The 21,100-nt window shown below is 61.0% G+C and carries 21 protein-coding genes; 9 read left to right on the forward strand and 12 right to left on the reverse strand.

The window, feature by feature from the left end:
- Positions 1–106 precede the first annotated feature (106 nt).
- On the reverse strand, positions 107–547 hold the full coding sequence (locus ACP7E3_RS23200; protein WP_046384207.1) for a GlcG/HbpS family heme-binding protein: 441 nt from the start codon (positions 545–547) through the stop codon (positions 107–109).
- 266 nt (positions 548–813) lie between these two features.
- Here ACP7E3_RS23200 and gcl point away from each other — a divergent pair, with 266 nt between their 5' ends.
- The 8 genes from gcl to ACP7E3_RS23240 all read left to right on the forward strand — a co-directional run bounded on the left by gcl (position 814) and on the right by ACP7E3_RS23240 (position 10,289).
- Positions 814–2,589, forward strand: a complete 1,776-nt coding sequence (gene gcl, locus ACP7E3_RS23205; RefSeq protein WP_017849458.1) for a glyoxylate carboligase — start codon at positions 814–816, stop codon at positions 2,587–2,589.
- A 10-nt stretch (positions 2,590–2,599) separates the two neighbouring features.
- Entirely contained in the window at positions 2,600–3,382 is a 783-nt protein-coding gene (hyi, locus tag ACP7E3_RS23210) for a hydroxypyruvate isomerase (RefSeq protein WP_288080759.1), read from the forward strand.
- A 107-nt stretch (positions 3,383–3,489) separates the two neighbouring features.
- Complete coding sequence (locus tag ACP7E3_RS23215; protein WP_046486391.1) at positions 3,490–4,380, forward strand: 2-hydroxy-3-oxopropionate reductase; 891 nt, start codon at positions 3,490–3,492, stop codon at positions 4,378–4,380.
- A 130-nt stretch (positions 4,381–4,510) separates the two neighbouring features.
- On the forward strand, positions 4,511–5,869 hold the full coding sequence (locus ACP7E3_RS23220) for a glycerate kinase type-2 family protein (RefSeq protein WP_261754013.1): 1,359 nt from the start codon (positions 4,511–4,513) through the stop codon (positions 5,867–5,869).
- 69 nt (positions 5,870–5,938) lie between these two features.
- Positions 5,939–6,814: an urea transporter gene (locus ACP7E3_RS23225; RefSeq protein WP_046384211.1), complete on the forward strand. Its 876-nt coding sequence runs from the start codon at positions 5,939–5,941 to the stop codon at positions 6,812–6,814.
- 31 nt (positions 6,815–6,845) lie between these two features.
- Entirely contained in the window at positions 6,846–7,670 is an 825-nt protein-coding gene (locus ACP7E3_RS23230) for an ion transporter (RefSeq protein ID WP_046384212.1), read from the forward strand.
- Between the two features lie 95 nt (positions 7,671–7,765).
- Positions 7,766–8,770, forward strand: coding sequence for a sulfate ABC transporter substrate-binding protein (locus tag ACP7E3_RS23235; RefSeq protein ID WP_046384213.1), 1,005 nt, complete (start codon positions 7,766–7,768; stop codon positions 8,768–8,770).
- A gap of 322 nt (positions 8,771–9,092) precedes the next feature.
- On the forward strand, positions 9,093–10,289 hold the full coding sequence (locus ACP7E3_RS23240; RefSeq protein WP_026140344.1) for an MFS transporter: 1,197 nt from the start codon (positions 9,093–9,095) through the stop codon (positions 10,287–10,289).
- A 30-nt stretch (positions 10,290–10,319) separates the two neighbouring features.
- On the opposite strand, the gene ACP7E3_RS23245 is transcribed toward ACP7E3_RS23240, so the two are convergent.
- On the reverse strand, positions 10,320–11,834 hold the full coding sequence (locus tag ACP7E3_RS23245) for a M10 family metallopeptidase C-terminal domain-containing protein (protein ID WP_426124504.1): 1,515 nt from the start codon (positions 11,832–11,834) through the stop codon (positions 10,320–10,322).
- A 462-nt stretch (positions 11,835–12,296) separates the two neighbouring features.
- Here ACP7E3_RS23245 and ACP7E3_RS23250 point away from each other — a divergent pair, with 462 nt between their 5' ends.
- A complete protein-coding gene (locus tag ACP7E3_RS23250) occupies positions 12,297–13,178 on the forward strand; it encodes a LysR family transcriptional regulator (RefSeq protein WP_426124506.1) in 882 nt (293 codons plus the stop codon).
- On the opposite strand, the gene phnN is transcribed toward ACP7E3_RS23250, so the two are convergent.
- The 10 genes from phnN to ACP7E3_RS23300 form a co-directional block, all read right to left on the reverse strand.
- Entirely contained in the window at positions 13,167–13,730 is a 564-nt protein-coding gene (gene phnN, locus ACP7E3_RS23255) for a phosphonate metabolism protein/1,5-bisphosphokinase (PRPP-forming) PhnN (protein ID WP_017849448.1), read from the reverse strand. The genes ACP7E3_RS23250 and phnN overlap by 12 nt on opposite strands.
- Before the next feature lie 168 nt (positions 13,731–13,898).
- On the reverse strand, positions 13,899–14,495 hold the full coding sequence (locus ACP7E3_RS23260; RefSeq protein ID WP_046384216.1) for a LysE family translocator: 597 nt from the start codon (positions 14,493–14,495) through the stop codon (positions 13,899–13,901).
- Positions 14,496–14,663, reverse strand: a complete 168-nt coding sequence (locus tag ACP7E3_RS23265; RefSeq protein WP_017849446.1) for a rubredoxin — start codon at positions 14,661–14,663, stop codon at positions 14,496–14,498.
- A 32-nt stretch (positions 14,664–14,695) separates the two neighbouring features.
- Complete coding sequence (locus ACP7E3_RS23270) at positions 14,696–15,508, reverse strand: iron-containing redox enzyme family protein (RefSeq protein ID WP_046384217.1); 813 nt, start codon at positions 15,506–15,508, stop codon at positions 14,696–14,698.
- 377 nt (positions 15,509–15,885) lie between these two features.
- Positions 15,886–16,155, reverse strand: a complete 270-nt coding sequence (locus ACP7E3_RS23275; RefSeq protein ID WP_046384218.1) for a hypothetical protein — start codon at positions 16,153–16,155, stop codon at positions 15,886–15,888.
- 363 nt (positions 16,156–16,518) lie between these two features.
- The gene (locus tag ACP7E3_RS23280; protein ID WP_017849443.1) at positions 16,519–16,914 is read right to left on the reverse strand and encodes a hypothetical protein; all 396 of its coding nucleotides are present in this window, start codon (positions 16,912–16,914) and stop codon (positions 16,519–16,521) included.
- A 15-nt stretch (positions 16,915–16,929) separates the two neighbouring features.
- On the reverse strand, positions 16,930–18,114 hold the full coding sequence (ccmI, locus tag ACP7E3_RS23285; RefSeq protein WP_057003715.1) for a c-type cytochrome biogenesis protein CcmI: 1,185 nt from the start codon (positions 18,112–18,114) through the stop codon (positions 16,930–16,932).
- Positions 18,107–18,580 carry a cytochrome c-type biogenesis protein gene (locus ACP7E3_RS23290; RefSeq protein ID WP_017849441.1) on the reverse strand — a complete coding sequence of 158 codons (474 nt, stop codon included), beginning with the start codon at positions 18,578–18,580 and terminating at the stop codon, positions 18,107–18,109. The genes ccmI and ACP7E3_RS23290 overlap by 8 nt, the downstream gene beginning before the upstream one ends.
- Positions 18,577–19,113 (reverse strand): DsbE family thiol:disulfide interchange protein, encoded by a 537-nt coding sequence (locus ACP7E3_RS23295; protein WP_017849440.1) that lies wholly within the window; start codon positions 19,111–19,113, stop codon positions 18,577–18,579. Before ACP7E3_RS23295 ends, ACP7E3_RS23290 begins: the two co-directional genes overlap by 4 nt.
- Positions 19,110–21,098, reverse strand: coding sequence for a heme lyase CcmF/NrfE family subunit (locus ACP7E3_RS23300; protein ID WP_426124658.1), 1,989 nt, complete (start codon positions 21,096–21,098; stop codon positions 19,110–19,112). Before ACP7E3_RS23300 ends, ACP7E3_RS23295 begins: the two co-directional genes overlap by 4 nt.
- Positions 21,099–21,100: the final 2 nt, after the last annotated feature.

Here is a 21,100-nt window from a genome sequence, read left to right on the forward strand (position 1 = left end):
CAAGCGCCCTCCCACATTTGATTGGGTTTACACATGTCTATTTGTGAATACCGTCAAAGGTGGGAGGGAGCTTGCTCCCGATGAGGCCCTGACAGTCATCCAAAAATCAGGCTGACACCCCCGCATCCGCCCACAAACCCAGCGTTTCAATCGCCGTGATCGCACACTGCTCATCAATATCCGACGTGTCCCCGCTGATCCCGATCGCCCCCAGCACCAGCCCTTCCTGATCCCGAATCAACACCCCGCCCGGCGCCGGCACCACGCTGCCCTGCCCCAAGCTGTTCAATGCGGCGATAAACGCCGGACGTTGCTGCGCATCCAGCGCGAGCAAGCGTGAGCCTTTGCCCAGGGCAATCGCGCCCCAGGCCTTGCCGATGGCGATCTGCGGGCGCAGCAGGCTGGCGCCGTCGTCCCGTTGCAGGGTGATCAGGTGACCGCCGCCGTCCAGCACCGCAATGGTCAGCGGTGCCGAGGCAATGGCGCGGCCTGCGGCGAGGGCCTGGCCGGCCAGGTTGACTGCGACTTTCAAGGTTAAAGCGCTCATGGGTGCCGTCCTTATCTTGTTATGGGAAAGCCGTGGGCTCTGTTGGAACAGATACCGGATGCGACAAATAGAACACAATAGAGTTATCTTTTGTATACAATATTTTCGCACAAACCTACCGAATGTCGAAAAAATGCCCTGCAAAGACCTTCCGACGAACGCAAAGGCTACTGAATAAAATGCATTGACCTGTGGCGCTCGCCGTGAATACACTTCGACCAAACACCACTTGTATACAATTACAAAACGCAAGAGGCACCAAAACAATGAGCAAAATGAGAGCAATCGAAGCCGCCGTTCTGGTGATGCGTCGTGAAGGGGTAGACACCGCCTTCGGTATCCCAGGCGCCGCGATCAACCCGCTGTATTCGGCCTTGCAGAAGGTCGGTGGCATCGATCACGTCCTTGCTCGCCATGTTGAAGGCGCCTCGCACATGGCCGAGGGCTACACCCGCACCAAGGCCGGCAATATCGGCGTGTGCATCGGCACATCGGGTCCGGCGGGCACCGACATGGTCACCGGCCTGTACAGCGCCTCGGCCGACTCGATTCCGATCCTGTGCATCACCGGCCAGGCCCCCCGGGCGCGGATGCACAAGGAAGATTTCCAGGCCGTGGACATCACCAGCATCGTCAAGCCGGTGACCAAGTGGGCGACCACGGTCCTCGAACCCGGCCAGGTGCCGTATGCGTTCCAGAAGGCCTTTTATGAAATGCGCTCCGGCCGCCCTGGCCCGGTGCTGATCGACCTGCCGTTCGACGTGCAGATGGCCGAGATCGAATTCGACATCGACGCCTACCAGCCGCTGCCCCTGGCCAAACCGCTGGCCACGCGCATCCAGGTGGAAAAAGCCCTGGCCCTGCTCGACCAGGCCGAACGCCCGCTGCTGGTGAGCGGTGGCGGCGTGATCAATGCCGATGCCAGCGACCTGCTGGTGGAGTTCGCCGAGTTGACCGGCATCCCGGTGATCCCGACCTTGATGGGCTGGGGCACCATCCCCGACGATCACCCGCAGATGGTAGGCATGGTCGGCCTGCAAACGTCGCACCGTTATGGCAACGCGACGCTGCTGAAAGCCGACGTGGTGCTCGGCATCGGCAACCGCTGGGCCAACCGCCACACCGGTTCGGTGGAGGTGTACACCGAGGGGCGCACGTTCATTCACGTCGACATTGAACCGACGCAAATCGGTCGCGTATTCACCCCGGACCTCGGCATCGTTTCCGACGCCGGGGCCGCACTGACGATGTTCATCGAAGTCGCCCGCGAGTGGAAAGCCGCAGGCAAACTCAAGGACCGCAGCGCCTGGCTGCATGACTGCCAGCAGCGCAAGGCCACCTTGCAGCGCAAGACCCACTTCGACAACGTGCCGGTCAAGCCGCAACGGGTGTACGAAGAGATGAACCAGGTGTTCGGCAAGGACACCTGCTACGTCAGCACCATCGGCCTGTCGCAAATTGCCGGCGCGCAATTCCTGCATGTCTACAAGCCACGTCACTGGATCAACTGCGGCCAGGCCGGCCCGTTGGGCTGGACCATCCCGGCGGCGCTCGGTGTGGTCAAGGCCGACCCGAGCCGCAAGGTGGTGGCGCTGTCCGGCGACTATGACTTCCAGTTCATGATCGAAGAACTGGCCGTGGGCGCGCAGTTCAAGCTGCCGTATATCCACGTAGTGGTGAACAACTCCTACCTGGGGCTGATCCGCCAGGCCCAGCGCGGGTTCGAAATGGACTACTGCGTACAGTTGTCTTTCGACAACCTCAACGCCCCGGAACTCAACGGCTATGGCGTCGACCACGTCGCCGTCGCCGAAGGCCTGGGGTGCAAGGCCCTGCGCGTGTTCGAGCCTGGCCAGATCCAGCCGGCACTGCGCCGCGCCCAGGAAATGCTCGAAGAATTCAAGGTTCCGGTGATCGTTGAGATTATTCTGGAGCGCGTGACCAATATTTCCATGGGCACCGAGATCAACGCCGTCAACGAATTCGAAGATCTGGCCCTGGTCGGCAACGATGCGCCGACCGCCATTTCCCTGCTCGATTAAGGAGAACCTTATGCCGCGCTTTGCCGCCAACCTGTCCATGCTGTTCACCGAACAGGCGTTTCTCGCTCGCTTCAAAGCGGCCGCCGATGCGGGCTTTGCAGGCGTCGAATACCTGTTCCCCTACGAATTCAGCTCTGCCGAAATCAAGGCGCAGTTGGATGCCAATGGCTTGACCCAGGTGCTGTTCAACCTGCCGGCCGGCGATTGGGCCAAGGGCGAACGGGGCCTGGCGTGCCATCCGGATCGGGTCGAGGAGTTCCGCGCCGGGGTCGACCTGGCCATCGCTTACGCCCAGGTGCTGGGCAACACCCAGGTCAACTGCCTGGCGGGCATCCGGCCGCAGGGCGTGGACGATGCCATCATAGAAAAGACCTTTGTCGCCAACCTCAAATACGCCGCCGACACGCTGCAAGCGGCGGGTATCAAGCTGGTGATGGAAGCGATCAACACCCGCGACATCCCTGGGTTCTACCTGAACAACACCGCGCAGGCCCTGGCGATTCGCGAAAGGGTGGGCAGCGCCAATCTGTTCCTGCAATACGACATCTACCACATGCAAATCATGGAAGGCGATCTGGCCCGCACCCTGGCTGCGCACCTGGGTGAGATCAACCACATCCAACTGGCGGATAACCCAGGTCGCAACGAGCCCGGGACCGGGGAGATCAACTATCGGTTCCTGTTCGAGCATTTGGACCGTATCGGTTATCAGGGTTGGGTCGGCTGTGAATACAAGCCGTTGACCACCACCGAAGCGGGTTTGGGTTGGCTCAAGACCCATAACGCCCTCTGACATGCACAACACGCAACCAACCTGTGGGAGGGGACTTGCCCCCTCCCACATTTGGACCCCATGTGTTTGGCAGACCGCGCTCTATCGAATAAAAAGAGGATTTCTTCATGGCTAAAATCGGATTCATCGGCACCGGCATCATGGGCCAACCCATGGCCGCCAACCTGCAAAAAGCCGGTCACCAACTGTTCCTGTCCGAGCATCACGGCAAGGCGCCAGCCGAGTTGATCGCCGCCGGCGCCATCGCGCTGGCCACCCCGCAGCACGTCGCCCAGGAAGCCGAATTCATCATCGTCATGGTGCCCGACACCCCGCAGGTCGATGACGTGCTGTTCCGCGCCGATGGCGTGGCCGCCGGCCTGTCGCCGAACAAGGTGGTGATCGACATGAGCTCGATCTCCCCCACCGCCACCAAGGCCTTTGCCGCCAGGATCAACCAGACCGGCGCGCAGTACCTCGATGCGCCGGTGTCCGGCGGTGAAGTCGGGGCCAAGGCCGGCACCTTGAGCATCATGGTCGGCGGTGAGCCGCAGACCTTCGAGCGTGCCTTGCCGCTGTTCCAGAGCATGGGCAAGAACATCACTCTGGTCGGCGGCAACGGCGACGGCCAGACAGCCAAAGTGGCGAATCAGATCATCGTCGCGCTGAACATCCAGGCGGTGGCCGAAGCGCTGCTGTTCGCCGCGAAAAACGGCGCCGACCCGGCCAAGGTGCGTGAAGCGCTGATGGGCGGCTTCGCCTCGTCGAAGATCCTTGAAGTACACGGCGAACGCATGATCAAGGGCACCTTCGATCCGGGCTTTCGCATCAACCTGCACCAGAAGGACCTCAACCTGGCGCTGGCCGGGGCCAAGGAGCTGGGGATCAACCTGCCGAACACCGCCGGCACCCAACAGGTGTTCAGCACCTGCACCGCGATCGGGGGCGGCAACTGGGACCACTCGGCGTTGATCAAGGGCTTGGAGCATATGGCGAACTTCTCGATTCGCGACAAATAACCCACACCGCTGCCCTTTTGAAATGCCGTCAAATGTGGGAGGGAGCAAGCCCCCTCCCACAGGTTGATCGCATTTCAATAGCCGCAATTGCTGCATCTCTAATAACAAAAAAATCCCCGGGAGCCCGCTTATGTCGGTCGATCCGCAACATCTGCTTCGCGAGCTGTTTGCCACAGCCATTGACGCCGCCCATCCCCGGCAAGTCCTCGAAGCCTACCTGCCCGCCGACCGCAGCGGCCGGGTGATTGTGATCGGCGCAGGCAAAGCCGCGGCCGCCATGGCGCTGGTCGTGGAAAACGCCTGGCACGGTGAAGTCACGGGCCTGGTGGTCACCCGCTACGGCCATGGCGCGCCGTGCCAGAAAATCGAAGTGGTCGAAGCCGCCCACCCGGTCCCGGATGCTGCCGGCATCAAAGTGGCGCAGCGCGTGCTGGCGCTGATCAGCCAACTGAGCGACGACGACCGGGTGATCTTCCTGCTCTCCGGCGGTGGTTCGGCGTTGCTCGCCCTGCCCGCCGAAGGCATCAGCCTGGCCGACAAACAGGCCATCAACAAAGCCCTGCTCAAATCCGGCGCCACCATCGGCGAGATGAATTGCGTGCGCAAGCACCTCTCGGCGATCAAGGGCGGCCGACTGGCCAGGGCGGCATGGCCGGCGACGGTCTATACCTACGCGATTTCCGATGTGCCGGGCGACCTGGCCACGGTGATCGCTTCCGGCCCCACGGTCGGCGACCCAAGCACTTCGCAACAGGCCCTGGCCATTCTCAAGCGCTATGGCATCGACGCGCCGGCGTCCGTGCGCAGCTGGTTGCAGAACCCGGCCTCGGAAACCGTCAAACCCGGCGACCCGCTGCTCGCCCGCAGCCACTTCCAATTGATCGCCCGCCCACAACAGTCGTTGGAAGCGGTCGCGGTAAAAGCCCGCCAGGCCGGGTTCAGCCCGCTGATCCTCGGCGACCTCGAAGGCGAAGCGCGGGACGTGGCCAAGGTCCACGCCGGGATCACCCGGCAGATCGTGCAGCACGGCCAGCCGTTGGCGGCGCCATGCGTGATCCTGTCCGGCGGGGAAACCACCGTGACCGTGCGCGGCACTGGCCGTGGCGGGCGCAACGCCGAATTCCTGCTGAGCCTCACCGACAGCCTCAAGGGCCTGCCCGGCGTCTACGCCCTGGCCGGCGATACCGACGGCATCGACGGTTCGGAAGACAACGCCGGCGCGCTCATGACCCCCACCAGCTACGCCCGCGCCGAAGCGCTGGGGCTGTCGGCCTGCGACGAGCTGGACAACAACAATGGCTACGGCTATTTCGCCGCCCTCGACGATCTGATCATCACCGAACCGACCCGCACCAACGTCAACGACTTTCGCGCCATTCTGATTCTCGAGGCTGCCCACCCTGTTGAATGCCCCCTTCAGCATCCCGATGGACCTGCAAGGGCCGAAACTGCGGGTTGCGCAACCGGGGTCGATCAGACGTTGATCTAGCGCCGGTCAGGGCCTCATCGCAGGCAAGTCTGCGATGAGGACAACTCGCTCTCACTGAATCACACAACAATGCCCACTCCCTCCTGCCCCGACTGGGCCGAAGCGCTGCTCAACGGCTTCAGCCAGATCGTCCTGCAGCGCCAGCCGCTGTGTGGCCTGCTATGTCTGCTGGCGATCCTGCTCGGCGCTCCAGCCCTGCTCGGCGGTGCACTGCTGGGTGGTCTCGCCGGCTTACTCACGGCCCAGCGCCGCGACTATCCCAAGGCGGAACGCCAGGCCGGCCTGTACAGCTACAACGGTGTGTTGCTGGGCCTGTTGATCAGCCAGCACTTTGCCTGGTCGGTCATGGTGGTGCCGCTGATCCTCGCCTGCGGCGGCCTGAGTGCGATCCTGACCCGACAATGGCTGCGACACACCACCCAGCCCGAGGCCTTGCCCGCCTATACCGCGCCGTTTGTCGGCCTCGGCTGGCTGCTGCTGGGCGCGGCCGCCGAAAGCGCCGTGGCCTTGCGCGAACCCGACGCTCTCGGCATCGTCAGCGCGCCTTTTAGCGGCCTCGCGCAAATCCTGCTGCTGGACCAGCCCCTGGCCGGCGCATTGATTGCGCTCGGGTTATGCCTGGCCAACCGCCGTGCCGCAGCATGGGCATTGACCGGCGCCGTCCTCGGCGTGCTGTTCGCCCTGCTGCTGGGCGAGCCCGTCGGCGCCCTCCTCGGCCTGCACAGCTACAACCCGGCGCTGGCCGCCCTGGCCCTGAGCGGCACACGCCGCCGACCTGGGTTGCCGCTGGCCGGCATCGCCCTGGCGATCATCCTCACCCCCGGTTTTGCCGCGCTGCACCTGCCCGCGTTGACCGCGCCCTTTATCCTCGCCTGCTGGTTGGTGCGCGCCAGCCGCCGGATGTGGCACAAAGCCCGCGTGGACAGCCCGTTCGAATCCCCCTAGGCTTGCCCGATATTCGATAGGGGCGAACGTGATGGACAGCAACAACGACTGGCGCCAGCGTCTCTATGTCATGGTTTTCCAGAGTGACACACCGGCCGGGCGGCGTTTCGACAGCACCCTGCTGCTGATCATTCTCGCCAGCCTGGTGGTGGTGATCCTCGACAGCATCCAGGAAGTCCACGACAATTACGCCGCCGTGCTGGCCTACATCGAGTGGGGCTTCACCGTCATCTTCGCCATCGAGTATGGCCTGCGCCTGTACTGCTCGCCCAAGCCGTTGCGCTATGCCTTCAGTTTCTATGGCCTGGTGGATTTGCTCGCCATCGTGCCCGGCATCCTCGCGCTGTATTACAGCGATGCCCAGTACCTGTTGATCATCCGCATCATCCGCATGCTGCGCATCTTCCGGGTGCTCAAGCTCGGGCCGTACCTCAAGCAGGCCAACTACCTGATGTCGGCGTTGCGCGGCAGCAAGCAGAAGATCGTGGTGTTCCTGCTCAGCGTCTGCACCCTGGTGACGGTGTTCGGCACCTTGATGTATGTGATCGAAGGGCCGGAGCACGGCTTCACCAGCATCCCCAAGGGCATCTACTGGGCGATCGTGACCCTGACCACCGTGGGCTTCGGCGATATCGTGCCCAAGACCCCGCTGGGCCAGGTGATCTCGTCCCTGGTGATGATCACCGGTTATTCGATCATCGCCGTGCCCACCGGGATCTTCACCGCCGAACTGGCCAACGCCATGCGCGGTGAACAGTTGCAAACGGACTGCCCGGTGTGCAAGAAAAACACCCATGACGCAAACGCGGCGTTTTGTTCACGGTGTGGCAATGCACTGTTTAATAAGTTGAAATAAGCAAAGATCTTTTTGATCTTTAAGCGAATGTGCCCCCCCGGCTATAGTCGCTGGCAAAGTGCCTCTCTCTACTCTCGTACAACAAGGAATGAGCAGTGAAAAAACTCGTTAGCGCCTCTCTTCTGGCCGCCGGCCTTGCATTGGCCGGTGTCGTCCAGGCCGCACCGACCACCCTGCTCAACGTGTCCTACGACGTGATGCGCGATTTCTACAAGGACTACAACGCCGCCTTCCAGAAACACTGGGAAGCCGAGCACCCGAACGACAAGCTGACCTTGCAGATGTCCTTCGGCGGCTCCAGCAAACAAGCGCGCTCGGTGATCGACGGCCTGCCGGCTGATGTAATCACCATGAACATGGCCACCGACATCAACGCCCTGGTCGACAACGGCAAACTGGTGCCGGACAACTGGGCTACCCGCCTGCCGAACAACAGCGCGCCGTTCACTTCGGCCACCGTGTTTATCGTGCGCAAGGGCAACCCGAAAGCCCTGAAAGACTGGCCGGACCTGCTCAAGGATGGTGTGCAAGTGGTCGTGCCCAACCCGAAGACCTCGGGTAACGGTCGCTACACCTACCTGTCGGCCTGGGGCTACGTGCTGAAGAACGGCGGTGACGAAGACAAGGCCAAGGCCTTTGTCGGCAAGCTGTTCAAGCAAGCGCCCGTGCTGGACACCGGTGGCCGTGCCGCGACCACGACGTTCATGACCAACCAGATCGGCGATGTGCTGGTGACCTTTGAAAACGAAGCGGAAATGATCGCCCGCGAATTCGGCCGCGATCAGTTCGAAGTGGTCTACCCAAGTGTCTCCGCCGAAGCCGAGCCACCGGTCACGGTGGTGGACAAAGTGGTCGAGAAGAAAGGCACGCGCGCAGTCGCCGAAGACTACCTGAAGTACCTGTGGTCGCCGGAAGGCCAGGAAATCGCGGCCAACAACTACCTGCGCCCGCGTGACCCGAAAGTGCTGGCCAAGTACACCGATCGTTTCCCGAAAGTCGACTTCCTGTCGGTCGAGAAGACCTTTGGCGACTGGCGCACCGTGCAGAAAACCCACTTCAACGATGGTGGGGTGTTCGACCAGATCTACAACGGGCAGTAAGCCGCTTGCACTGAAGAAACGCGAGCCAATGTGGGGGCTGGCTTGCCTGCGATAGCGTCGCCCGGGTGTGTCCGATACACCGGGGTGTCCGCATTGCAGGCAAGCCCGCTCCCACATTCGTTTGATGCCAAGCGTGATCGTCAGGCCGCCGGGTCGCCTGTTTCGGCCGGCGTGTCTGCATGTATCATGGGCGCTCGAAGCCAACGCCAAGGCTTCAGTCATCATTTCACGGCATGAGTGTTATCACCGCTAACAGCCTACTCGTCGCAGTGTCTTGTCTTTACTCTCGCTCGCTATCTTCCTTCGCTTTTATGAGAACACCATGAACGCTACTCCCCACGCTACGAGCACCATGACCCGCGGGATGGTGATGCTGTTTGCGTTTTGCTGCGGCGCCATCGTCGCCAACATCTACTACGCGCAACCGATCATCGAGCTGATCGCGCCGGACATCGGCCTGACGCCCGCCATGGCCAGCCTGATCGTATCGCTGACGCAAATCGGCTACGCCCTGGGCCTGTTCTTCCTGGTGCCCCTGGGTGACTTGCTGGAAAACCGCAAGCTGATGATCAGCACCACCGTGATCGCCATCGCCAGCCTGCTGGGTGCGGCGTTTACCGAGCAACCGAACCTGTTCCTGCTGGTGTCGTTGTTGATCGGTTTCAGCTCGGTGTCGGTGCAGATCCTGATCCCACTGGCGGCGCACCTGGCACCTGCCGAGTCCCGTGGCCGCGTGGTCGGCAGCATCATGGGCGGCCTGTTGCTGGGCATCCTGCTGGCGCGGCCGGTGTCCAGTGTGGTCGCCGACCATTTCGGCTGGCGCGCGATGTTCATGGCCGCCGCCGCGTTGATGGCCGTTATCAGCGTGGTCTTGCTGATGACCATCCCCAAGCGCCAGCCCGACCACAGCGCCAGCTATGGCCAGTTGTTGCGTTCCCTCGGCACCCTGCTGCGTGAACAACCGCTGTTGCGCCAGCGCGCCTTTTATCAAGGTTGCATGTTTGCCACCTTCAGCCTGTTCTGGACCGCCGCGCCGCTGGAGTTGGTGCGCAACCATGGCCTGAGCCAGACCCAGATCGCAATCTTCGCCCTGGTCGGTGCCATCGGTGCCATCGCCGCGCCCATCGCCGGGCGCCTGGCCGATGCCGGCCACACCCACCGCGCGTCACTGCTGGCCATGGTGTTTGCGGTGTTGAGCTTCCTGCCGGCCTTCGTACACCCGCTGTACAGCGTGATCGGCCTGGCGGTGACCGGCGTGGTCCTCGACTTCTGCGTGCAGATGAACATGGTCCTCGGCCAACGCGCCATCTACGCCCTCGACGCCAACAGCCGCAGCCGCCTGAACGCGCTGTACATGACCAGCATCTTCATCGGCGGTGCCTTCGGCTCGGCGATTGCCAGCAGCGTGTACGAACACGGCGGCTGGCTGGGCGTGATGCTGGTGGGCAGTGCGTTCCCGCTGGTGGCGCTGCTGCGCTTTCTCAGTGCTTCGCGCCACACTTCGGCGGTCACTGCCTGACGGCATGATGCCTCGGGATCGTGGGTGGGGTTACGAGCGCGGCCTGCCACTGGACGATGGGGCGATAATCTGCAGCAGCTGTAACACGAACGCTGACAGCGTCTTGGCAAGCATTTCGATCAGTACGGACGGCCCGTTTGGGGTTTCACCCGGCGGCGGGGTTGGGGTTGGGGTTGGGGTTGGAGCTGGAGTCGGAGTTGGGGCTGGCGTCGGCACAGACTGAACTTCAGGCTGCGACCCATCCCACCGTACATCGCCAGGCTTGATCTGCCCCTTGCTGTTGATCACCATGTCCGCGTTGCCCGTCCCCTTCAGATCAATGGCCAGGCTCGCCCCCCCCGTACTGGCATCGTGTTTGAGCACCGCTTCACCGGCGCGGCCGCTGAACCGATCGGTAAACACCAGGGCGCGCACACCTGCCGCTTTTAACGCACCCGAGACGTCGATCTTATCGGTACCGCTGGTGAAGTCCTCGATCAGGTCGGGGCTCTGTGCGGCGGAGTCGCTGACGTTATCGTAGACAAACGTATCCGCGCCGCCGCCGCCCCTCAACGTGTCGGCGCCGGCACCGCCCTTGAGGCGGTTGGCCGCATCATTGCCGATCAAGGCATCACGACCGGCACCGCCGATCGCGTTTTCAATAACACATCCCTTGGCGACGGACACATTGCCCTTCAAGCCGCCCACGTCAGAGAACGACTCCGCATTCAGATCGACCTTCTGATCCTGGGAAAACCCGGAAAAATCCAGCGTATCCACACCACCACCATCCCACACACAGAACACCGGTTTGTCCCTGGCGCTGGTAAGGCTCATCACTTCGCGCTCGGTATTGGAGTTGAAACCATAGACGGTGTCGGTCTTGCGGGTCTGGTGGTTGGCGCCATACAAGCGTTGCGCCGCGGCGATATCGTCCATCATCGGGGCAGACGGATTGAGCGATCTGAAGTCATGACCGGATTGATGGCGTTCCGACCAGTAACTCATCACGGTGCGTGCCTTGGTGTCCTGCGCGTAGACCGCGCCGTTTTGGTAGTTGGCACCGTCGCCGTTATAGCGTCCCGGATGTTGCAGGCCAATAGCGTGACCGATTTCATGAATAGCCGTGACCGAAAAGTGACTGCCCAGCGCAGGCGAAGCCGCCCCGCCCCGGGTGCCGATCGTGGCTGCTGTCCGATTCGTGGAACCATGAGGTAAGTCGGCAACCCCCCGGTCGCCGCGAGGGTTGTTGTGGATACTGAGCGCTCCGTCCGTACCGTTTGACTGCTCGCGGAAATTGATATTGGCCACATCCTGCCAGGCTTGCACTGCCTGGTGCACGCGCTGTTTCTGCTGGGCGGTGAAACTCGCGTCGACCGTGTAGTGCAAGTCGATCTTCTGATCACCGTTACGGTCACGGAAACGATGATTTTCCCGCGTGATTTGTTTGGCCGCCTGGTCCGTCGTAAACGACGGTTTCTTCGAGGCCCCGGCACCAAACGGGCCGGGGTCCGATATCGGAAACCCCATGCGGGAAGTTACAGAAAACAGATCAGGTCCATTCATTGTGCGGCACTCGTATTATTAATGAATACACAAGAACACCGAATCGAATCGATCCGGAGATTAAGTATCAATAACCGCGAGCCGCGTTAAACCAGGCTCATCGTTATCGCCGATAATCTCGCACAGTGAAAAATAGCGGACCAACACTATTTTAGTTTCAGCTGAAACAACCACACGCTGCGTAACATGCAGTCAGACAACCAGGATTTTATTTGCAATTTAAATATCCAACCACACAACCGACTCACCAATACCGGGTTGCTTTTACAATAAAAAAACAAATTCTAAACAAATACCCGTCACTGGCTTACTTCAATTCCCGCCAGACAAAGACATATCCACTTAAGCTTCTTCACTGCGATAAACCCCGCCTGGGGGCGGGTGACAAGCCATAGCCATTCCCCGTAGGCTTGTGCGCCGTACTGCATCGCGATGCGCTCAATCACAAGCAAGGGACACCCGATGGACCGCCTGACCGCCATGGAAACCTTCGTCCACGTTGTCGAAACCGGCTCGTTCTCCGCCGCCGCCAAACGCCTGGGCATCGGCCAGCCCGCGGTGTCGAAGAGCGTCGCGCAGTTGGAAGCGCGCCTGGCGGTGCGCTTGGTACTGCGCTCAACCAGGGGCCTGACGCCGACCGAAGCGGGCCTGGCGTATTTCGAAAAAGCCAAGCGCGCCATCGATGAGGCCAACGAGGCCGACGACGCGGCCCGCAGCGCGGGCGCCGGGCTGTCGGGTAACTTGCGCATCAGCGCCGCCGTGACCTTCGCCAGCCTGCATATCCTTCCGCACCTGGGGCCGTTCCTGGAGCAGTACCCTGGGTTGAACATCGATGTAGTACTCGACGACCACAGCCTCAACCTGGTGGAAGAAGGCATCGACGTCGCCCTGCGCATGGGCAACCTGAGCGATTCGGGGCTGACCGCACGCAAGATCGGGACGTCGCCCTGCCATATCCTGGGCACCCCGGCCTACTTCGAACGCTTCGGCGAACCCGCCACGCCAGCCGATCTGCTGCGACACCAGGCGGTCATCTACACCCAGGGCGAGGGCGCGCGCTGGACATTTACCCGAGACGCCCGCGAATACCCGATCGTCGTCCATGGCCGCTTGCACATCACAGCGGCGGAAGGGGTGCGCGCGGCTGTGCTGAACCACTTGGGCCTGACCCTGGCATCGGCCTGGATGTTCGCGCCGGAACTGGCCAGTGGCGCGGTGAAGCCGGTGCTGACCGACTGGCATTTGCCGGCGCGAGACTTATGGGCGGTGTTTCCGACAGGGCGGATGGCGAGTGCCAAGGCGCGGGCGTTTGTGGAGTATGTGGAACGGTTGTCAACGCGCTGACGGGTCCAGGTAGCGCAGCAAACACTCGACCGTATGCTCCAGCGGGCCGGAGTTATCCAGCACGAGCAACCCCGCCCCCATGCCGGCCAGCAACTGCGCCGTAAACCGTGCATTACGCGCCAGGCGCGCATCGATATCCGCCACCGACTCACGCCCCCGCGCCAGCAAGCGCTGGCGCAGCGCCGCCTGATCGACACTCAGCAACACCACCAGCAACGCCGGGTAACGCTCGCGGGCCTGCGCCAGGTGGGCACGGGAGCCGTTGACCAGCACATCCTCCCCCGCCGCCAGCCATGCGTCGATGTCCGTGGGTATGCCATAGGACAACCCATTGGCCTGCCAACTCAACGCAAACGCGCCTTCGGCTTGCATCGCGACAAACTGCTCGGCGCTCACCCCCTGTGCCGCCTCGCCCACCGCTTCCGCCGAGCGGGTAATCACCCGACGCACAATGCGGCAGCCACGTTCGGCCAAACGTGGTCGTGCAGCGTCCAACAGGCTGTCCTTGCCCGAACCCGATGGCCCGATGAGATAGATCAACCTGCCCGCCATCAATACACCCTCTTCGCTTGTCTGCAGATTTGTTGCATGACCGACTACGTTTCACGGCGGCGGCCACAGTATCGGATTGTGACGCGCTACGCACTCGGTCAGGCGTGCGCGTAGGCGCTTTCATGTTCGGGTGCAGGAACTGTGCACGGTTTCCCGGAAGGCAGAGGGTCAGCCTCCAGACAAAACGCGCGCGCATTGCCACACCGCAAAGCCAATCAATAATCCACCGCTGATACGATTGATCACATCAAGATCAGGATTATCGATCAGCGCAGTCCTGATGAGGCTGCCACCCAGCGCATATAACATCTGGCCTAAAAATGAACCCACCAGAAAACCCGCCAGACTCAGGTAGAGCCCGAGCCCCTCAAACAGCGTGCCGCTGGCAATCACATAGGAGGAGATCGCTACGATAGTGAGTGGGTTCATTAGCGTCAGTAAAAAGACCGGGATAAATCCTGCTGTCGTTTTTACTTGTGCCACAGCTGTATGTTTTGCAAATGTAATGCCCCCCAGATAAAACAGGTAAGCAATTGCCACCCAGGTCAACAGACGGTTATTGGCTAGCCAAAATGCCTTGATTGTCTGCAAACCATAAAATGCGACAGCCGCAAAAACCGCATCTGCAACTGCCGCACCTAGAGCCCCAGGTAGTGCGCCGCGAAAGCCACAGGCGATGGACTGCCTCAGGATGATCAAGGCTATCGGTCCAAAACCTATGGAAAGCATTGTGGCGAATACCATCGAACTCAGAAAACCCTGCATCTAACTCAGAACCTCAATAAACAGCTTTTTCTTCGCTTGGCAGTGCGGGCATTGAAACGCCTCCCCAATCTCATCCCAAGTCGTGCCGGGTTCTATATCGACTAGAGCCTCGCCTGAAGACTCTGAATAAACGTAGTGGCAAATCTGGCACTCATAAGACCGACTCATAATAATGTCCTTCACTATCAGAAGTTCGATTTTCAGGCCAGCCGCCGATTCAAAGCGGCAAACATTTGCTCGAACCCATCCATAAATGCCATCGCCCCGCGCATTGCATGCGGGGCAATAGTTGGATTTTTCTCCAAGTACGAAATCATGATTTCGCGCCCGGTCGCGACATGCATAGGTTCAACCTCACAATGAATCGCAAAGAATGCCAAAACGGGGTCATCTTCGTCGACCAGGCCATATTCGCCGGCATATTTTTGAAATCCTTTCAGGAAAAACTGAAACTCTCGTGAGGAAGTCATTTCTGACGCCAAATGAAAACCCAATGCCTCACCTAAAAACTCAGAACGGTACATTCGATGGGTATTATTACCCATGGCGGTGCCCTCAGGAAGAATGTAGTGAGGATTGAACAGCTCAGCATCGGAAAGTCCCAGGTGAGTGGTCAGTTGTTTGAACATTTGATGATGGGTTGGCAACATATGCTTGCTATGTTGATGTAGACCGTATTCATCCACGGATGCGTAAAGAATATGCGCGGCTTTAGCCGTGCCGTGCCACATATCTTCTTTAATCCATTCATCCGTAACGCGCGCAGCCAATGCGACGATTCCAGCCGGAACATCCTTGAAGAAAGCCCAAATAGTTGCAAAAAATAGAGCCCTTTCTGGATGACTTAGTGGCTTATCGGAAATAATTTTCCCAAACGACTCAAGCTCACGTAGGGCAGAGTGCCGCACTATCGCATTTGCGATTTCATTATAACCAGCCTCGCACACTTTATATATTTCACCACGAGTAGATCTTTCATTTGATCCCGCGCCGATCGGATTCTGAACACTCATATAATTATCCTTGTTTTTATAACAAATGAATTTCAACCCGCCTTTAAAAAGGCATTGCACACAAAATTATTAGCATCACGCCACACATGTCAATCCACAAATCAATTATTTCCAACAAACCTATGAAACATGCGACTTAGAGCCTTGCCATCCGCTACGAACCAACTATGAGCCAACCGCCAAGTTTAAAAAAAACCTCCTTCCTACTCCAACAAAAGTAGGCAACACATAGAAACTTCCTTTTTTATTGAGTGAAACCTCTCATTTAATGGAGTTACATCCCCAACACCGCATCAACCATCCCCTGACGGGCAATTTCAAACTTCAACTTATGAGCTACCGGGCAGCATAATTACAGGTTTGCAGTTACCCCTCGCTCATCTCGCCCTACCTTTACGGTAGGCGTACTGTGGCGCGCAGGCCTCCTCGGCTCGCTGACCAGCCGCCGTCTCAATCAATACGGATATTGCGGGCGTGTCGCAGATCGCCATCCTGCGGAGTTCAAGTGCGAGTATCACGAAATCAATGTGACCCAGCCCTTCAGCAGTACAGGCGCGGTTTTCCGCCATGCCATCGCAGTAGTTTTCGCCTTGTCTGAAACTCAATTCCCTGGTCACCAAGTACGTGTCCGCAGAGGTGGCATTCATACCTACCTGCTCGCTACAGGGTCCGTCCTACAAGGCGAAGAAAGCAGCAACGCCGCGCCAGCAGCTTGTAGGTGTCGAGCCGATTTTTTCACCCAAACTGTCCGTCTAGGGGCGAATGGCGGCAGTCCGTGTGGAAAGTGCGAAGACAGCACAATCTTTTATCGAACGGCACTTGTTGAGAGTAAGGATGAAGATCCGCCGAATGACGCCATCAGCCTATGACGGACTCATGGCGCTGAGTTCGGAAATCATTTTTATCTGACAGACCTCTATCTCGGACAAGTCCGGCCCCGGCATTGGATCTCCAGCGTTTGAAGGACCACACTGCAGGCATGAAAAAGGCGACCCAAAGGTCGCCTTCTGTCACTGCGCGTACTGCTTGCTCAACCCCGGCGGTACGCCATGTACGTCGGTCTCTTCCCACGGCCCGTCCGGGCTGATGGAGCGGCTCCAGCCGTTGCTCCAGCGGTAGTAGGTGCGCTGGCGGTAGAAGGTGTCGGGCTGGTCTTCCAGCACATACACCTGCATCTTGCCGTCCCAGTGGCTGGCCGCGCCGGGTGGCGGGGCGAAGGTCGGCGACTTGCTCGGTGGCGCTTTCGCGGGTGCGGTGACCGGGCTGGAGGGTCTGGTGGCTGGCTTGGTCGAGGGGCCCGATGGGGGAATGGTCGGGCCGGTGGGTGCCGGAGGTGGGCGGTGGACCGCACAAGCGCTCAAGCCCAATACCAGGCTGAGCAGGGTGATGCGTGCAAGGGCGGTCATAGGCGTTTCCTCGAATTACTTGTCCGGACTGTCGATGGTCAGCTGCTGCAGCGCAGTGGTGGTGCTGGCCAGGGGTTGGCTGCGGCCGATCCACTCGCCAGTGGTCGGTTGACCGGCCCGGGATATGCGCGCAACCAGTTGGACTTCAGGGAAGTTGGACAGTTTCAACTGCGGCATCATTGCGTCGGCATCGCCCAGTTCGACGGTGACCGGCAGGTCGGCGACGGTCACACGCTTGGCCGCCAGCGGCGCCGGCGGGCCGGAGACAGCGCGGGCGAAGATGAACACGCTGTCGCTTGGCAGGGCCTTGGCCTTGATGTCGGCGGAGAGGTCCACGCGCACTTTCATCACAGCTTTTTGGGCGACGGTGCCACCGCTCGCTTTCAGCCGCTCTGCCGCGCGGTCGATCCCGCCTTGCAGGGCGACGCGGGAGTTGTCTTCGGGCGGCAGTTGCGCCAGCAGGCGGCTCCAGTAATCGATCGCCTCCTGGTAGCGCTGGCCTTCAAAGGCCGCGATGCCAAGCAGACCGAGGCTGGTGACTTCTCGCGGGTCGAGCTTGAGGGCTTCGTCGGTCAGGGCCTGGACCTTGGGCGACCACTGCTTGTTGTCGGCGAAGTACTGGGCCTGGGCCCACTGGCCCAACAGCTCCGGCTGGCGCCCGGCCAGGGCCACGGTGCGCTCGAAGACCTTGGCGGCATCGGCGGAGCGGTCCTGGGCCATGTAGGCGCGACCGAGGAAGTACAAGCCTTCTGCCGAATCCGGCTGGGCGGCGGCGGCCCGTTCCAGGCGGTGGGTCATGTCTTCCATGGACACCGGTGGCTGGGAGAATTCGCGGGTCAGTTCGACCTTGTCGCTGGCACCGAAGTGCAGATACAAGCCAATGCCCAGCACGGGCACTAAAACCGCAGCGAGCAACGGCAGCGGCTTGCCCAGACGCGATTCGCGGGGCTTTTCCATGCCTTCGGTGTCGGCCAGCAATTCGCGCGCGGCTTCGGCGCGACCGGTGTCGAGTTGCGTGGCGTTGAGCACGCCTTCGTCCTGCTGGGTTTGCAGTTCGGCCACGCGTTCTTGATACAGCGCCACGTTCAGCGCGGTGCGATCCTCTTCGCGCTGGGCACGACGGCCGCGCAACACAGGGATCAACAGGAAACTCAGGGCAATCAGAAGCAGCAAACCGGCTGCGAGCCAGAAATCAATCATCAGTCTTGGTGTCCAGCAATTGGTCGAGGCGTTGGCGCTCGTCGGGGGATAGCGCGTCGGAACCATCGGTAGGCGCGGCGCGGCGACGGCGGACGATCACCACCATCACCACCATGCCAGCCAGCAGCAGCCCGGCGGGGCCGAACCAGAGCAGTGCGGTCTTGCCGGTGAGGGCCGGTTTGTAGCGCACGAAATCGCCGTAGCGGTCGACCATGAAGTCGATGATCTGCTGGTTGTCCTTGCCCTCCCCCAACATGCGGAAGATCTCTTTGCGCAGGTCGGCGGCGATGGGCGCGTTGGAGTCAGCGATGTCCTGGTTCTGGCACTTGGGGCAGCGCAGTTCCTTGGTCAGTTCGCGAAAACGCTCACGCTCGGCGTCGTTGGCGAATTCGTAGGTGTCGATGGCGGCGTGGGCCACGCCCGCCAGGCCCAGGGCCAATACGGCAGCAGCTAACCAGCGCTTCATGGCTTGGCCTCGTCGACCAGGGCCTGATACTTGGCGGCCAGTTGTTCGCGCCAGACCACTTCATCGATGACGCCGACATACTTGTCGCGGATCACGCCCTTGGCATCGATAAAGAAGGTTTCCGGGGCGCCGTAGACGCCGAGATTCAACCCCAGGTTGCCGTCTTCATCGCGGATATCCAGCTGGTACGGGTTGTGGAATTCCGCCAGCCACTTCAAGGCCGCCGCATTGTCGTCCTTGTAGTTGATGCCGTAGATCACCACGCCGTTCTCGGCGAGTTTGTTCAGCACCGGGTGTTCTACGCGGCAGGAAATGCACCAGGTGCCCCACACGTTGACCAGCGCCGGTTTGCCCAGCAAATCGGCCTGGGTCAGGGTCTTGTCGCCCTGCACCGTCGGCAGGGAAAACGCCGGGAACGGCTTGCCGATCATGGCCGAGGGCAACTCGGCCGGGTCCAGGTACAACCCGCGATACAGGAACACCGCCACCAGCAGAAACAATGCCAGCGGCACGACCATCAACCAACGCTTCATACCGCCGCTCCTTGCAGGCCCAGTGCTTCACGCACCCGGCTCTTGACCTTGACCCGATAGCGCCGGTCCAGCGCCGCGAGCACACCACCCAGACCGGTGAGCAAACCGCCGAACCAGATCCAGCGCACGAACGGTTTGATATGCACGCGCACCGCCCAGGCACCTTCGCCCAGCGGCTCACCCAGGGCGACGTAAAGGTCACGGGTGAAACCGCCGTCGATCCCGGCTTCGGTCATCATCGAACTCTGCACGGTGTACAAGCGTTTTTCCGGGTGCAGCACGGCGACTTCCTTACCGTTGCGGATTACGCGCACGGTGCCTTTGTCGGACGTGAAGTTCGGCCCTTCGAAGTGCTTGGCGCCTTCGAAGATGAAGTGGTAACCGGCCAGGTCCATGGACTCGCCGGGGGCCAGGCGCAGGTCACGCTCGGCGCTGTTCTGGCTGGAGAGCACCACACCGAGGGCACACACGGCGATGCCGATGTGCGCAATCTGCATGCCCCAATAGCTGCGGGTCAGGGTGGGCAGGCCTTTGATCAGGCCTTTGTGACGGGTCTTGTCGACGATGTCGCGCATGCCGGCCAGCAATACCCAGGCGGCGAGCATGAACGTGGCGAGGACCGCCCAGTTGAAATCGCCATAAGCGATACCGGCGATCACGGCCAAGGCGGCGCTGCCCAGCAGCACCGGGGTCAGCATGCCCACCAGCCATTTCACCGGGGTGTCTTTCCAGCGCACCAGCACGCCGACGGCCATTACCACCATCAACAAGCCCATCAACGGAATGAACAAGGCGTTGAAATACGGCGGGCCGACCGACAGCTTGGCGCCGGTCAGCGCATCCAGCACCAGCGGGTACAGGGTGCCGAGCAGGATCATCGACGCGGCCACCACCAGCACGAGGTTGTTGCCCAGCAACAGGGTTTCCCGCGACCACAGGTTGAAGCCGACCTGGCTCTTGACCACCGGCGCGCGCAGGGCAAACAGGGTCAGGGAACCACCGACCACACACAGCAGGAACATCAGGATGAACACACCGCGGGCAGGGTCGGACGCAAACGCGTGAACCGAAGTCAGCACGCCCGAACGCACGAGGAAAGTGCCGAGCAGGCTGAGGGAAAACGCCGCGATGGCCAGCAACACCGTCCAGCTCTTGAACACACCGCGTTTTTCCGTGACGGCCAGCGAGTGAATCAGCGCCGTACCCACCAGCCATGGCATGAAGGACGCGTTTTCCACCGGGTCCCAGAACCACCAGCCGCCCCAACCGAGTTCGTAATAGGCCCACCACGAACCCAGGGTGATCCCGATGCCGAGGAAGGCCCAGGCGACGATGGTCCATGGCCGCGACCAGCGCGCCCAGGCCGCATCGAGGCGCCCGCCGAGCAACGCGGCGATGGCGAAGGCGAAGGCCACGGAGAAACCCACGTAGCCCATGTAGAGCATCGGCGGGTGGACGATCAGGCCGATGTCCTGCAGCAGCGGGTTGAGGTCATGCCCGTCCACCGGGATCTGCGGCAAGATGCGGCTGAACGGGTTGGACGTCATGATCAGGAACAGCAGGAAGCCGACGCTGATCATGCCCATCACTGCCAGCACCCTGGCCAGCATGACTTGCGGCAGTTGCCGGGAGAAGATCGACACGGCGAAGGTCCAACCGCCGAGGATCAGGGCCCACAACAGCAGCGAACCTTCGTGGGCGCCCCACACGGCGCTGAACTTGTAATACCAGGGCAAGGCGCTGTTGGAGTTGCTGGCCACATAGGCGACGGAAAAATCGTCGGTCATAAAGGCGTAGGTCAGGCAACCGAACGCGAACACCAGGAAGGCAAACTGGCCCCAGGCGGCCGGCTGCGCCAGGCTCATCCACAGGCGGTCGCCGCGCCACGCGCCGAGCAACGGCACCACGGCCTGGACGATGGCGAAGCACAGGGCGAGGATCATCGCCAAATGGCCCAGCTCCGGAATAAACAGTGCGGACGTCATCA

Origin of the sequence: Pseudomonas sp. PSPC2-3, from assembly GCF_049898265.1 — a bacterium.
Lineage (GTDB): Bacteria > Pseudomonadota > Gammaproteobacteria > Pseudomonadales > Pseudomonadaceae > Aquipseudomonas > Aquipseudomonas veronii.

What these genes read in the sequence shown, in the direction of transcription:
- ACP7E3_RS23200 (WP_046384207.1), bottom strand. Translation starts at nt 547, where the DNA reads ATGAGCGCTTTAACCTTGAAAGTCGCAGTCAACCTGGCCGGCCAGGCC.
- gcl (WP_017849458.1), top strand. Translation starts at nt 814, where the DNA reads ATGAGCAAAATGAGAGCAATCGAAGCCGCCGTTCTGGTGATGCGTCGT.
- hyi (WP_288080759.1), top strand. Translation starts at nt 2,600, where the DNA reads ATGCCGCGCTTTGCCGCCAACCTGTCCATGCTGTTCACCGAACAGGCG.
- ACP7E3_RS23215 (WP_046486391.1), top strand. Translation starts at nt 3,490, where the DNA reads ATGGCTAAAATCGGATTCATCGGCACCGGCATCATGGGCCAACCCATG.
- ACP7E3_RS23220 (WP_261754013.1), top strand. Translation starts at nt 4,511, where the DNA reads ATGTCGGTCGATCCGCAACATCTGCTTCGCGAGCTGTTTGCCACAGCC.
- ACP7E3_RS23225 (WP_046384211.1), top strand. Translation starts at nt 5,939, where the DNA reads ATGCCCACTCCCTCCTGCCCCGACTGGGCCGAAGCGCTGCTCAACGGC.
- ACP7E3_RS23230 (WP_046384212.1), top strand. Translation starts at nt 6,846, where the DNA reads ATGGACAGCAACAACGACTGGCGCCAGCGTCTCTATGTCATGGTTTTC.
- ACP7E3_RS23240 (WP_026140344.1), top strand. Translation starts at nt 9,093, where the DNA reads ATGAACGCTACTCCCCACGCTACGAGCACCATGACCCGCGGGATGGTG.
- ACP7E3_RS23245 (WP_426124504.1), bottom strand. Translation starts at nt 11,834, where the DNA reads ATGAATGGACCTGATCTGTTTTCTGTAACTTCCCGCATGGGGTTTCCG.
- ACP7E3_RS23250 (WP_426124506.1), top strand. Translation starts at nt 12,297, where the DNA reads ATGGACCGCCTGACCGCCATGGAAACCTTCGTCCACGTTGTCGAAACC.
- phnN (WP_017849448.1), bottom strand. Translation starts at nt 13,730, where the DNA reads ATGGCGGGCAGGTTGATCTATCTCATCGGGCCATCGGGTTCGGGCAAG.
- ACP7E3_RS23260 (WP_046384216.1), bottom strand. Translation starts at nt 14,495, where the DNA reads ATGCAGGGTTTTCTGAGTTCGATGGTATTCGCCACAATGCTTTCCATA.
- ACP7E3_RS23265 (WP_017849446.1), bottom strand. Translation starts at nt 14,663, where the DNA reads ATGAGTCGGTCTTATGAGTGCCAGATTTGCCACTACGTTTATTCAGAG.
- ACP7E3_RS23270 (WP_046384217.1), bottom strand. Translation starts at nt 15,508, where the DNA reads ATGAGTGTTCAGAATCCGATCGGCGCGGGATCAAATGAAAGATCTACT.
- ACP7E3_RS23275 (WP_046384218.1), bottom strand. Translation starts at nt 16,155, where the DNA reads ATGAATGCCACCTCTGCGGACACGTACTTGGTGACCAGGGAATTGAGT.
- ACP7E3_RS23280 (WP_017849443.1), bottom strand. Translation starts at nt 16,914, where the DNA reads ATGACCGCCCTTGCACGCATCACCCTGCTCAGCCTGGTATTGGGCTTG.
- ccmI (WP_057003715.1), bottom strand. Translation starts at nt 18,114, where the DNA reads ATGATTGATTTCTGGCTCGCAGCCGGTTTGCTGCTTCTGATTGCCCTG.
- ACP7E3_RS23290 (WP_017849441.1), bottom strand. Translation starts at nt 18,580, where the DNA reads ATGAAGCGCTGGTTAGCTGCTGCCGTATTGGCCCTGGGCCTGGCGGGC.
- ACP7E3_RS23295 (WP_017849440.1), bottom strand. Translation starts at nt 19,113, where the DNA reads ATGAAGCGTTGGTTGATGGTCGTGCCGCTGGCATTGTTTCTGCTGGTG.
- ACP7E3_RS23300 (WP_426124658.1), bottom strand. Translation starts at nt 21,098, where the DNA reads ATGACGTCCGCACTGTTTATTCCGGAGCTGGGCCATTTGGCGATGATC.